The organism is Streptomyces bohaiensis, assembly GCF_012033785.1.
Taxonomy (GTDB): Bacteria; Actinomycetota; Actinomycetes; order Streptomycetales; family Streptomycetaceae; genus Streptomyces; species Streptomyces bohaiensis.
This window is the reverse complement of record NZ_JAAVJC010000026.1, coordinates 1-12,517: the sequence shown is the minus strand read 5'-3', so window position 1 is coordinate 12,517 and position 12,517 is coordinate 1. Positions and strand designations below refer to the sequence as shown.

At 72.0% G+C, this 12,517-nt stretch carries 13 protein-coding genes and 1 tRNA gene; 5 read left to right on the top strand and 9 right to left on the bottom strand.

The window, feature by feature from the left end:
* Positions 1-10: 10 nt before the first annotated feature.
* Positions 11-412 carry an Imm50 family immunity protein gene (locus tag HCN52_RS05780; protein WP_168087285.1) on the top strand — a complete coding sequence of 134 codons (402 nt, stop codon included), beginning with the start codon at positions 11-13 and terminating at the stop codon, positions 410-412.
* On the opposite strand, the gene HCN52_RS05775 is transcribed toward HCN52_RS05780, so the two are convergent.
* The 4 genes from HCN52_RS05775 to HCN52_RS05760 form a co-directional block, all read right to left on the bottom strand.
* Entirely contained in the window at positions 402-1,532 is a 1,131-nt protein-coding gene (locus tag HCN52_RS05775; protein ID WP_168087284.1) for a MerR family transcriptional regulator, read from the bottom strand. The genes HCN52_RS05780 and HCN52_RS05775 overlap by 11 nt on opposite strands.
* Positions 1,533-1,602: 70 nt before the next feature.
* On the bottom strand, positions 1,603-1,890 hold the full coding sequence (locus HCN52_RS05770) for a DUF397 domain-containing protein (RefSeq protein WP_168087283.1): 288 nt from the start codon (positions 1,888-1,890) through the stop codon (positions 1,603-1,605).
* 145 nt (positions 1,891-2,035) lie between these two features.
* Positions 2,036-2,245 carry a DUF397 domain-containing protein gene (locus HCN52_RS05765; protein WP_168087282.1) on the bottom strand — a complete coding sequence of 70 codons (210 nt, stop codon included), beginning with the start codon at positions 2,243-2,245 and terminating at the stop codon, positions 2,036-2,038.
* Positions 2,233-3,057, bottom strand: a complete 825-nt coding sequence (locus HCN52_RS05760) for a helix-turn-helix domain-containing protein (RefSeq protein ID WP_168087281.1) — start codon at positions 3,055-3,057, stop codon at positions 2,233-2,235. Before HCN52_RS05760 ends, HCN52_RS05765 begins: the two co-directional genes overlap by 13 nt.
* Before the next feature lie 659 nt (positions 3,058-3,716).
* On the opposite strand from HCN52_RS05760, the gene HCN52_RS05755 reads away from it, so the two are divergent.
* Complete coding sequence (locus tag HCN52_RS05755; RefSeq protein WP_168087280.1) at positions 3,717-4,148, top strand: hypothetical protein; 432 nt, start codon at positions 3,717-3,719, stop codon at positions 4,146-4,148.
* A gap of 20 nt (positions 4,149-4,168) precedes the next feature.
* A complete protein-coding gene (locus HCN52_RS05750) occupies positions 4,169-4,420 on the top strand; it encodes a hypothetical protein (RefSeq protein WP_168087279.1) in 252 nt (83 codons plus the stop codon).
* 476 nt (positions 4,421-4,896) lie between these two features.
* Here the strand turns inward: HCN52_RS05750 and HCN52_RS05745 are convergent, their stop codons facing one another.
* From HCN52_RS05745 to HCN52_RS05730, 5 genes are all read right to left on the bottom strand, one after another.
* Positions 4,897-6,168, bottom strand: coding sequence for a methyltransferase domain-containing protein (locus HCN52_RS05745; protein ID WP_168087278.1), 1,272 nt, complete (start codon positions 6,166-6,168; stop codon positions 4,897-4,899).
* 15 nt (positions 6,169-6,183) lie between these two features.
* Positions 6,184-6,318 carry a hypothetical protein gene (locus HCN52_RS25890; RefSeq protein ID WP_280923880.1) on the bottom strand — a complete coding sequence of 45 codons (135 nt, stop codon included), beginning with the start codon at positions 6,316-6,318 and terminating at the stop codon, positions 6,184-6,186.
* Positions 6,319-6,631: 313 nt separating this feature from the next.
* Positions 6,632-6,943 (bottom strand): hypothetical protein, encoded by a 312-nt coding sequence (locus tag HCN52_RS05740; RefSeq protein WP_168087277.1) that lies wholly within the window; start codon positions 6,941-6,943, stop codon positions 6,632-6,634.
* 154 nt (positions 6,944-7,097) lie between these two features.
* Complete coding sequence (locus HCN52_RS05735; protein WP_168087276.1) at positions 7,098-7,931, bottom strand: Bax inhibitor-1/YccA family protein; 834 nt, start codon at positions 7,929-7,931, stop codon at positions 7,098-7,100.
* A 504-nt stretch (positions 7,932-8,435) separates the two neighbouring features.
* A tRNA-Leu gene (locus HCN52_RS05730) sits at positions 8,436-8,517 on the bottom strand.
* Between the two features lie 481 nt (positions 8,518-8,998).
* Here HCN52_RS05730 and HCN52_RS05725 point away from each other — a divergent pair.
* Positions 8,999-9,772, top strand: a complete 774-nt coding sequence (locus HCN52_RS05725) for an ABC transporter ATP-binding protein (protein WP_312876559.1) — start codon at positions 8,999-9,001, stop codon at positions 9,770-9,772.
* A gap of 149 nt (positions 9,773-9,921) precedes the next feature.
* Entirely contained in the window at positions 9,922-12,444 is a 2,523-nt protein-coding gene (locus HCN52_RS05720; protein ID WP_168087274.1) for an ABC transporter permease, read from the top strand.
* Positions 12,445-12,517 lie beyond the last annotated feature (73 nt).

Below are 12,517 nucleotides of genomic sequence, written 5' to 3'. Positions count from 1 at the left end.
GGTATCAACATTGCACTGGATCGAGTCCGTCAGCAATCCGAAGCCAGTACGCTCGGTTTATGGGGACGAGCTTCCCACGCTGGAGAACGTCCGCATCGAGGAGATTTGCCTGCACCCGAATGGCCCGACACTCCGCCTACGGTTCGACCTATCACTGTTCCCGAAAACCCCGCCTGCGAAATGGGTTCGCGAGGACATGAACACGATTCAACTGGAGCTTTCCCTGGGTGGATTGCACGAAATCTCAATCAATCGAATCTCGCGGAACTCCTTCTGTGACCTAAAAATCAATAGAGATGATCGTAACATGCTGCATTTTTCTGCGGAGTCAGAAACGGTAGAACTACAGGGCGTGGCAGACGAGGCAACTATCTTGCGGGTTTCCGCCTACCAGCAGAGCATTACCGAATAGCTCGCCCGGGGGCACACCTCTGGTCGTCGCGCATACACCGAGAGCACTCGACGAGATGTTTTGTCCCGGCGGAGCTGTCTGGCAGATCGAGGCTAGTCGGGGGGGGTGGAGTGGTAGGGGTGAGTGCGGTGGAGAGCCAGGTGAAGGCTCGGGCGTAGTCGGCTAGTTGGGCGTTGTTGGATTCCAGGGTGCCGCTGATGACCTGGACGAGGTGCTGGTAGCGCTCCTGGGGGTCGGTGGCGGGTGGGCCCTGGGCTGTCTGTTCCAGGTCGGCGAGGATGGCCGGCTCGATCTCCAGCAGCCCGCGGCCGATCTCGTCGCGCGTCTCCGGGTCCTCGAAGGAGGCGCCGAACATCTCGCCGAGCCAGGCGAGGTAGCGGGCGGCCAGCTCCTGGCCGAGGGGCGAGTCCGGGGCGACGCCGGCCTTGTGCGCCTCGACGGCCTCCTCGATGAGCGGGGTGGCGCTCTCGTAGGAGGCGAGCGCCTGCGGGGAGACCAGCATCTGGCCGGGGCCGTCGGTGAAACGGGCGTTCAGGTCGTCGCGGATCGCGCGCCCCACCTCCGGATCGCTGACCATCGACGCCAACTCGATCCAGGCGTCCAACTGCTCCGGAGTCGGCTCGTCCGGGAGCCGGGGCGGCGCCGAGTTCAGCTCGGCCACGAACCGCGGGTTCTCGTTGAGACCGTCGCTCACATCGGCCCAGAACTCCTCGATCAGCCGCACTCGCTCCTCGTCCGACATGGTGACGAGCCGGTGGAGCAGGGCGATCTGCTCGGCGCTGCCTCGTTGGCGGACGATGGCCCGGAGCACCGCGCGGCGGGCGCGCAGTCGGGACGCCTCCCGTTCCAGGACCTCCAGGTGCGCGGTGGCCAGTTCGTGAACGGTCGTCCGGCCGGCGATGAGCTTCCGGATGTCGTCCAGGCCGGTGTCGAGGTCGCGCAGGGTGCGGACCATCTCCAGGCGGGCCACGGCCTCGATGGAGTACAGGCGGTAGCCGGCGGGCGTGAGCCCGGAGGGCTCCACGACCCCCGCGTCGGCGTAGAAGCGGATGGCGCTGACGCTGAGGCCGGTGCGGCGCGCCACGTCTCCGATCGGGTACATCGTCTCGTCGTCGTTCACGCTGCCACTCTGCGGTCTCAACCCGCTTGAGACTCAACCCCGCGCGGCGAGCGGGATGACGCCCGGCGCCTCAGCGCGTGGGGTGGGCGTCCTTCACCGTGGCCACGAAGGCCAGCCAGCCGGAGGGCGGGAAGGCGAGGATGGGGCTGTCGGGCAGCTTGGAGTCGCGCACCGGGACGAGGGTCGTCAGGCCGAGCCCGGCTTCGAGGCAAGCGCCGCCGTTGCTGCTGCTGCTGTGGCTCGACCGGTGCCAGTCGACCGGGCCGCAGCAGCGTGGGTCGTAGCCGACCTCCAGACAGTTGCCACCGTTGGTGCCGCTGTAGCTGGACTTCCGCCAGATGTATCGGTCGCGGTGCATGCGCCACCTCCGGGTGGGCGAGCCGGGTCCCTGGACCCACCACGGTGACCGGCGGTCGGACGGTACGCAAGACCGCCGTTACAGCGCGAACCCCGCCGGTTCACTCATCCGACCCGGCGGGGTCCTGACGTCGCACGCGTTGCGCTCAGGCGGAGAAGCGGCCGTCCTTGACCGTGGCCAGGAACTCGCCCCAACCGGCGCTCGGGAAGCTCAGCACCGGACTGTCGGACAGCTTCGAGTCACGCACCGGGACCGCACCCGGCAGGCCACGCCCAGCCTCCAGGCATTCCCCACCGTTGGTGCCGCTGTAGCTGGACTTCCGCCACTCGACGGACAGCCCGTTCAGGTTCCCCATGTCGTCTGACCTCTCAGGTACTCGTGAATCAGGTCGGCCGATTGACAGGGCGGGAGAGCATCCGCCCGCAGAAGATCATAGGCATGAAGCGCCTCTGCGGTCTCGCTCGGATCGATGCTCAGTCGTCCCTCGAAGAAGCCATCCACATGTAGCACATCGGCTTCCACGCTGGTGAGCACGGAGAAGTTGCCGTCGAGTCCAGCGTGCACTCCCCTGCTCTCTGGGATGACCTGAACCACTGTCCGAGGCTCGCTGCCAGCCGAGAGCAGACGTTCCAGCTGACCTCGCATGAGCTGCGCATTCCCAACCCGGCGACGCAGGACTTGCTCGTCCAGAACGAACCACGCACGCGGTCGGTCTGATCCCTCTAGTACTTCCTGACGGCTCAGCCGCGAGGTGACCAGATCATCGAGGCTGTCAGGCCGTCTGCTCGACAGGAGCGCTCGGGCGTACTCCTCCGTCTGAAGCAGTCCCGGCACCACCTGACCCTGAAATACGCGGATTGCGGTCGCCTCCCGCTCCATCTCGACGTACGGCAGGAACCAGGCGGGGTAGGCGTAGGCCAGCACCAGGGGGTGCAGGCGGGCGAAGTGGCCGTCGGTGGCCAGCGCGGCATCCAGACTCTCGGACATCTCGATCGACGGCACCTGCCGGGCCCGTTCGATCTTGCAGATCATCGACTGGGTGGTGTGGGCGGCCGAGGCAAGCTCCCCCTGCGCCCACGACGCCTTCGTGCGCAGGCGCCGCAGCTCCGCCCCGAAGAACTCCAGCAAGGAAACCTTTGGGGACGGGGTGATGCGTTCGGCGGTCATGGTCCTCCTCTCCCTTCACATGACGGAATGCGGCTCATCGGTGAACCACTGGCGTGTCCACCGAACCGAGCGCAACCCTAGAGCCACAAACAGTCACCTGCGCCCCACATGCACAGATTCGAGGATTCGAATCCATGACACGCCACAAACGGCGAGAAGCACGGAAATCGCGTGCGACAATGCGCGCCGCCGCGCCTCTCGCGGTGTCGCTCCATCCGTGTTCCCGCGTTTCCGCCCCGTCGCGTCACGCCCCACTGCGCGCCGCTGGCCTGCAGTTTCTCTCGCGCGAGGCGACCGCACTCTCCCGGGCGGCCCTCGCGTGAACAACGACGAAGCGGAATCCCCGCCACCGCCGGGACCACCGGCGGAGGAATCCGACCTGCCGACGCTCGCCCAGCTTCTGGCTCGGAGTGCGGAACTCGCGGCGCGCATTGAGGAACATCTCAGGAAGTTGGGCGAACGATGAAGATCCCGTTCAATGAATCTCCCGGAATCATGAACCTGGCCGCGTCGCGATCCCCCGGGTGCGCCTCGTTCACCACCCGGCGTGCATTCCCTGCGCAGTGCTTCTCGGGGCAGCGCTTCTCTCGGCAGTGCTTCTCGCGGCAGTGCTTCTCACCGCACATCGTGCGTTCGCTCCGGGCTTCCGGGGGTACCGCGTGATTCGGCATGCCGACGGCTACTGGGCGGAGACGGTGGTGCGCAGTCCGGACGCGGGCGGCGAGTGGCACCTCGGTGGCCACTGGGCGGCCTCCCCCGAGGGGGCGCTGGCCTGGATGCGTGGGCAGGCCGAGCGTCTGGCGACCGCGCTGGACCCGCCGGCCGACCCGCGCGGGCCGTTCCCGACGACGGTCCTCGCCCCCGTCACCGACGGGAGTTGGAGCCCGGGGCTGGTCTTCGCTGAGTGGGCGACCGACCTCGGCTACCAGCAGGTGCAGCGCCGTGCGCTGCGCGAAGGGCGGCCGGTGAGCGTCAACACCCGCGGCCCGGACCGTCTCTGCGGCCTCGGACATGTCGAGGTCCACTACTCCCTCTCCGCCCGGCCGATCCACCGCCACACGACCGCACGGCGCCTGCTGCGCGCCGCCTGACCCCACCGGGAGACCGACTCGTGCTCAACGACATCGACTTCACCGACCCGGACCGTGAGGCCGCGGAAACCGCGGCGCGCGAACTCTTCCGCCTGCTGCGGAGCCTGGGCGTCGAGCTGGACGACATGACGGTGGTCGCTCCCTGCGACACCTGCCGCCGCTCCGGCCACCGCGTCCACCTCGGCACCCTCCACGTCGAGGACGTCCGCACCCTCAACGACGAACTCACCCTCCTCACCAACCGCCCCCACCCCGGACGGCCCCCACGGTGACGGCGCCGGGGGCCGGCCCGACACGACGGCGGGTCGACGACGCGGCTCGTCCGGGCCTCCGCCCCACACCCGTGGAGGGGTACACAGACGGCCGTTTCCGGGCCCGACAGGGCGAAGAGCGCGCGGAAGCCCCGCCACGGTGGTCGGTGCCACGCGAGAGGCTGCCTCGCGGCGACGGGAGCAGCTGCTGCGGGGTGTGGGCACGAGCGCGGAGGAGCTGCGTGACCGGGCGGCGGCCCACACGCTTCCGATGGATCAACTGATGGTGTGCCACACCGTCGAGGGCCTTACGTACCTCTTGGACGGGCCGCGCGATCTGCGACCGGAGTGAGGTGCGCGCCCGGCCTGCCCCTCCCCCGCCGGGCTGGCCGTCAAGGTGCAGCTGTGCGGTCCGGCCCGCCGGTCGTGGGCGCCCCGGGCTCACCGTGGGCCCCGGGCCCCGCGAGCGGTTTCGGGTCGCCGGGACCGGTGCTGATTCACACCCCGCAGGGTTCGTGGCCGGGGTCGGTCCAGAGGTGTTCGCCGTACGGGGTGACGGTGAGGCCGTGGTCGTGGACGGAAGGGCTGCCGCACTCCTCCCAGCGTGACCACGCCATGGCGACCTCCGATGCGAGGTCACGGGGCCCCGTGCGCCGGACCGTGCCCGTGCGGCCGTCGAGGAGGGCGCGGGAGCCGCCGGGCGCGAGCAGCCGCACGGTGGCGGGTGCGGCACGCCCCGCCGGCGGGGTGGAGGCGGTCTCGGGCGCGGTGTGGGACGCGGCCTCGGCTTCGGACTCGGCGTCAGCGGGGGCCGGCGCTCCGGGTCGGGCTGCGGCCCCCGACCCGGCTCCCGCCGAACCTTGCGGCCAGACGCCCGCTCCGGTGCCGGGTGCGGCCGTGATGTGGACGTCCGGGAGGGCGACCCGCAGGGCGAAGAACAGGTTGGCGTCCGCGAGCAGCGGGCCGGGGTCGCGGCCCAGCGGGACGCCCGGCGCGAGCGCGGCGTCCGCCGCCCCGCCGGGCCAGGGCGGCGTGGGCGGGGTGCCGCGCGGCGGCATGAACTGGGCGAGGCCCTGGAACCAGCCGGAGGCCGAGCCGCCGTCACGGGCGACGCGGAGCGCAACGTGCCCCAACCGCCCCCAGGGCGTGACGATCCAGCCGCCGGGTCGGGTCTGCGCCACCCACTCCCAGGGCACGCGGGGCGGGGCGTAGGTGGCGATCACCCGGTCGTACGGGCCGCCGACCGGATGCCCGGCCCCGCCGTCGCCGTGCAGCACCGTCACGCCCGGCGCGGCGCCGTCGAGGGCGCGCCGCGCGGATTCGGCGAGCGACCGGTCCGCCTCGACGCTGACGACGTGCTCGCCGCCGACCCGCCCCGCCAGCAGGGCGGCGTTCCAGCCGCACCCCGTGCCCAGTTCCAGGACGCGCCGGCCGGGAGCGAGCAGCGCCGTGTCGAGCATGTCGGCGACCACCGCCGGGGCGGAGAGCGACGAGGACGGCACCCCGCCGTCGATCTGGGTCACCGCCGGGTCGTGCGGTCCGGCGTACAGCTCCGCGAGCCAGCGTCGCGGCTCGGTGGCGCGTTCGACCGGCCGGTAGGCGGCGCCGTCCCAGCGCCAGAGGCGGTCGGGGGCGAAGGTGTGGCGCGGCGTGCGTTCCATCGCCTCGCGAATCCAGGGCGCGCGGTCGGGCCACAGCCCCTGCTCGGCCATGGTGGCGTGGAGGCGGCGCTGTTCGTGCTGGGCGTGCTGGACGTGCTGAGCGCGCATCAGGAGGGGCGCCCGTCAGTCGTCGTCGTCCTGCTGGGGTTTGCGGCGCGTGCCCGTGCCGGGTTCGGGCGGCGGGAGCTGCCCGTCCGCGTTGCCGGGCGGCGGAGCGCCCTTCCCCAGCTCGGCCTCCGGCTTGCCGTGTTCCCCCATGCCCCGCCCCTGCTCCTGCCGCGTCCACGGGCGCTGCCCCGGACCGCCGTCCGGGGTGCTCGCCCCTCCCCCGAGGGCGCGCGGCGTGCGTCGGCACAGCCGCCCGGCCCCGGACGCTGCACGACAGACACGGCGACCACCCTCGCCGCCTCCATCGTGACAGCGGGTAGTGAGGGCGTGCCAGTGGGCCTAGCGGTCGGATGTGTTGAAACTTCTCGCCGCGCGCCGGGCGGCGGCGCGGGGGCGGGGACCGCCGGTCGACGCCGGACGACGCCGGACGGGGTACGGGCCGTGGGTCCGCGGCGGCACCGCGTCAGGTGCGGGGCGCCGCGGCGAGGAGGGCCAGCGCCTCGGCCAGTTCCGCCGGGGTGCCGTGGTGGCGCAGCGCGTGGGCGAGGTCGTGGCCGGTCACGGCGACCTGGTCACCGACGGCGAAGTACCCGGCGTCGGGCACCTCGCGCGGGGCGGTGCCCGGTTCCTCCAGCCGCTGTGTCCGCCGCGCCAGTTCGCGGGCCAGGGTCAACGCGGCGTCCGCCGTGGCGCCGCGCAGTCGGCGCTCCGGCAGGCGGCGGAGCCGGTCGGCGTGGGCGTCCACGGCGCTTACCAGGGCGGCGGTGTCGAGCATCCCCCGAGCATAGGGCCGGTGGTCGGGGGCCGCCGCCGCACACCGCCACCGTCGATCCGCGGCCGCCGCCCGGCGGCCACCGGCCGCGGCGCGCAACGGCGGAGGGGCCCGGTCCGCTCCCCGCCGTCGCCGGGGGAAGCGGCGCCCGCGCGGGTCAGTCGCCTTGCAGGATGGCGATGAGACGCAGGAACTCCAGGTAGATCCAGACCAGGGTCATGGTCAGGCCGAAGGCGGCCAGCCAGGACTCCTTCTCCGGCGCGCCGTAGGCGATGCCGTCCTCGACCATCTTGAAGTCGAGCGCCAGGAAGCAGGCACCGAGGATGACGCCGATGACGCCGAACAGGATGCCGAGACCACCGGTGCGCAGGCCGAGGCCGTCGCCGCCGGCGAACACCGAGACGAGCAGGTTGACGACCATCAGCAGCATGAAGCCGATGGAGGCCGCGATCACGAACTTGGTGAAGCGCGCGTCGACCTTGATGATGCGCTGCTTGTACATGAACAGCACACCGGCGAAGACGGCCATGGTGCCGAGGACCGCCTGCATGGCGGCGCCGGCGACCATGTCGTTGATCGCCTTGCTGATGACGCCGAGGAAGATGCCCTGGCTCACGGCGTAGGCGAGGATCAGCGGGGGCGAGGGCTCACGCTTGAACGACTGCCAGAGCGCCAGGCCCATGCCGACCAGGGCAAAGACGATGCCGATGCCGACCGGCAGGTTCATGATCCATGCGACGGCGGCGGTGGCGATCACCGTGCCGAGCGTGATGGCGGTGCGGTTCACCACGCTGTCGATGGTCATGACGCCGGCACGGGCGCCCTGCATCATGGAGCCGTCGGGCCCCATCTGCTGAGCATAGGGATTCGACGGCTGCGCGTAGGGGTTCTGCGGGGAACCCGCGTACGGCCCGGCCTGGGCGCCGTTGAAACCGGCCTCCCCGTCCTGGCTGAACCCCCGACGCGTGAAGACCGGGTTACTGCTCCTCATCTCACTCCTCCATGGCCGCTGACGGCACGACCTTGCTGCGATCCAGAGTAATGCTTTAGCAAAGACACGACGCTAGTCCACCCTGTATAACGCCGAAACAGTGCGTGGACGTTCCTTGCGGCCATGTCATCACCGGACCGTGACCTGGCAGAAGTCTCCGGGCGCCGGCCGAGCCACCCCGGGCGGTGCCGTACGCCCGAAAGGCCGGAACCGTCGGAAACGTCACACGGGCCGGGCGCACGGTGCGGGCCGGGGCGTGCACGGCTGCGCGCGGGTGCGTGTCGGCGCCCGCACTCCGATGCGCGCCGCGCCCCGCCCCCGACGCCCACCACCAGCGCCGGACCGGGCGCGCACGCCCCCGGACGCCGCAGCCCGGGTCCGGCCCACCGCCCGGAACCGGCGCCGCGGGCGACCCTCGCGACGAGCAGGTGCACCACCGCATGCATCGAACATCCCGCCCACGCCGACCGCTGTCCCACCGAAGGTGTGCGGTCGGCGTGGGGGTGCCCGGACCCGGACTCGAACCGGGACGACCGAAAGGTCAGCGAGTTTTAAGCTCACCGTGTCTGCGTTCCACCACCCGGGCATAGCCCCCCAAGCCGTACAGGCGCCACCGGCGCCTCGGGTGCACGACCGAGCTTATCCGCCACACCCCTCAACCGTCCCTGGGTCCAGGGCAATCTGGCGCGATGTGACGAATCTGATGGCCTGTCAGTCGTGGGTCGTGGCCCCGGCACACGTTTACGCGCCTTGAAGCTCTCACCAGGCGCAACTTGCGTCACGCGCGCCCCCCGGCAGCGGGCCGCGCCGCCCCGTCATCGCCACCGCCGCGCCGCCGCGCCTCGGGGTACGACCCCGACGACGGCACCCGCCCGGCGTCATACCGCGGTATGACACGGCGGCCCCGCGTACCTCTGCGGACCGGCCTCCGAACCAGCATGCGGACCGACGTGGCGGGGGTAGGAGCGGCCGAAGATGGAACAGACGTCGCGGTCGCCACGACGACCGCCTCGGCACCGTCCCCGCCCGCACTGCCCGTCCCCGCCCCGTACCGCCCGGAGGTTCCCGTGCCCCTGACCCACTCCGCCCCCGCGCCGCACGCGGTCGCCGCCGCCAGCGCCGAGCAGCTCACCAAGAGCTACGGCAGCGGCGAGACCCGCGTCGTGGCCCTGGACCAGGTGTCCGTCCGCTTCGAGGCGGGCCGGTTCACCGCGATCATGGGGCCCTCCGGCTCCGGCAAGTCCACCCTGATGCACTGCCTCGCGGGGCTGGACTCGGCCACCGACGGCCACGCGTGGATCGGTGACACCGAGATCACCTCGCTCTCCGACAAGCAGCTCACCAAGCTGCGCCGGGACCGGGTCGGTTTCGTCTTCCAGGCGTTCAACCTGCTGCCGACGCTCACCGCCGCGGAGAACATCACCCTCCCGATGGACATCGCCGGCACCAAGCCGGACAACGACTGGCTCAACCAGGTCATCGAGACCGTGGGCCTCTCCGGTCGGCTCAAGCACCGCCCCAACCAGCTCTCCGGCGGCCAGCAGCAGCGCGTCGCCGTCGCCCGCGCGCTCGCCTCCAAGCCCGCGATCATCTTCGGCGACGAACCGACCGGCAACCTGGACTCGCGCGCCGGCGCCGAGGTCCTCCAGTTCCTGCGCAACTCGGTCCGCGAACTCGGCCAGACCGTCGTGATGGTGACGCACGATCCGATGGCCGCCGCCTACGCGGACCGCGTCGTCTTCCTCGCCGACGGCCGCGTCGTCGACGAGATGGCCGACCCGACCGCCGAGCGGGTGCTGGACCACATGCGGCGGTTCGAAGCGGTCGGCCGCACCAGCTGACGGCCGGCGGTGCCCCGCGACCGCCCGAGGCGTGACCGCGACCGACCGCACCGCCCGCCCCGCCGCGCCACCGCTCCCGCCGCGCCACCGTCCCGCAGGCCCGTGACCGCTCCGGGCCCGCCCCTCCACACGACCCGGGAATCCCCACCATGTTCCGCACCGCGCTCCGCAACGTGCTCGCCCACAAGGCCAAACTGCTGATGACGGCACTGGCCGTCACGCTCGGCGTGGCTTTCGTGGCCGGCAGCCTCGTCTTCTCCTCCACCGTCTCCCGCGCCTACTCCGACGCCGTCTCCTCCGACCTGCGCGGGGTCGACCTCGCCGTCCAGCAGGGCTGGGACGACGGCCCGCACTACCCCGACCAGCGCCTGCTCGACGAGATCGCGGCGCTTCCCGAGACCGGCGCCGTCCTCGGCGACGTCCGCGGCAACGCGGCCCTGGCCGGCCCCGACGGCCAGCGGGTGGGCGAGCTGTGGAGCTCGGCCGCCGGCAGCATCGTCGAGGGCGACGAGCGCCGCACCCTGGTCGAGGGCCGCCTCCCCGAGGGCGAGGGCGAGCTCCTCATCGACTCCCGCACCGCCGAGCGGACGGGCTTCACCACCGGCGACACCGTCACCTGGTCGACCGACGGCCCCGGCCGCACCGCGACCGTCACCGGCGTCTTCGACACCGAGGACGGCGACGTCGCCGCCGGCGGCACCCTGCTGCTGTTCGCGCCCGACGTGGCCCAGGAGATCTTCCTGGAGCCCGGCCAGTACGACCAGCTGAACGTGACCGCCGCCCCCGGCGTCTCCCAGGGCGAACTGCGCACCGCCGTCGAGCCGCTGGTGACGGACACTCTGGACCTGGCCACCGGCGACGAGCTGGTCGCCGCGCAGGAGCGGTCCATCGCGAGCTACACCGAGGGGCTGCGCACCGGCCTGCTGATCTTCGCCGGCATCTCGCTCTTCGTCGGCATCTTCATCATCGCCAACACCTTCACCATGCTGGTGACCCAGCGCATCCGGGAACTCGCCCTGCTGCGGGCCGTCGGCGCCTCCCGCCGGCAGGTCACCCGGTCGGTGCTGATCGAGTCGTTCGTCGTCGGCTTCCTCGCCGGCGCCACCGGCCTGGTCGTCGGCATCGGCGTCGCCCTGCTGCTGCGCGCCACCATCGCGGGCGAGGCCAGCGGCCTGCCCGCCGGCGACCTCGTCGTCGGCCTGGACTCGGTGCTGGTCTCGCTGGGTGTCGGCGTCGTCGTCACCATGCTCTCCGCCTGGCTGCCCGCCCGCCGGGCGGCGAAGATCCCGCCGGCCGCCGCGGTCGGCGCCGCCTACGCACCCGCCACCCGCCGCGGGCTGGTCGTCCGCACCTCCGTCGGCGCCGTGCTGACACTGCTGGGCGGGTTCCTGGCGCTGGTGAAGGCCACCGACGACATGAGCACCAACCTCCTGATCATGACCTTCGGCTCGATGGTGCTGCTGACCGGCGTCATCCTGCTGACGCCCGTGCTCTCCCGCCCGGTCATCGCCGCGGTCCGGCCGCTGCTGCGCCCGTTCGGCTTCCTCGGCGACCTGGCGCGGCGCAACGCGCTCCGCGACTCGCGGCGCACCGCGGCCACCGCCTCCGCGCTGATGATCGGGCTGACCCTCATCACCGCGCTCACCGTCGGCGCGGCCGGGATGCAGCGGGCGATGTCGGAGGAGCTGAGGCAGACCGTCTCCGCGGACTACGAGGTCCGCATGTTCTCCACCGTCCCGATGTCGCCCGAGGTCCGCGAGGCCGTCGCCGCGGCCCCCGAGGTCACCGCCTCCACCGGACTGGCCGGTGACTGGGTGGACTTCGCCGGCGAGGAGGGCGAGGACGGCGGGGCGATGCTGCACGGCGTCAACGGCGCCGATCTGCCGGAGCTGATGTCGCTGGAGCTGGTCGAGGGCGAGAGCGCGCGGCTCGGCGAGGGCGAGATCCTGCTCGACGAGCGGACCGCCGCCGAGCGCGGACTGGGTGTCGGCGACTCCGTGGCGCTGCGGCTGGGCGAGGAGGAGCAGGTCGAGGAGCTGACCGTCGTCGGCGTCTACGGCGACCACCGCACGCTGTACGGCATGGTCGCGGACGTCTCGGTGCTGGAGCGCAACGGCATCCCCACCGACGACCGGTTCGTGTGGGTGATGACCGAGGGCGGCGTCAGCGCGGAGACCACCGAGGCGCTGCGCGCGGCGGTCGGCGACTCCCCCGCGCTGTCCGTACTGGACCGGGAGGCGATGATCGCCGAGGCCTCCGGGCAGGCCGACACGGCGCTGACCCTGGTGTACGCGCTGCTGGGCATGGCCGTGGTCATCGCGGTGCTCGGCGTCGTCAACACCCTGGCGATGTCGGTGATGGAGCGCCGCAGCGAGATCGGGATGCTGCGGGCGGTCGGCCTGGACCGCGGCGGGGTGGCGCGGATGGTTCGACTGGAGTCGGTCGTCATCTCGCTCTTCGGCGGGGTGCTCGGCATCGGGCTGGGCATCTTCATCGGCTGGGCCGGCGGGCTGAAGCTGGCCGACCAGATGACGACGTTCGAGCTGGTGCTGCCGTACGAGCGGCTGGGCCTGTTCCTGCTGCTGGCCGCCGTGGTCGGGGTGATCGCGGCGCTGTGGCCGGCGCGGCGGGCGGCGCGCACCGACATGCTGTCGGCGATCCACGCCACCTGACGGCTTGTGCCGCCGGTCCGGAACCGGCGGCCGCCTGGCAGTGCCGCGCGCCCCGTCCTCCCCGGTGGAGGGC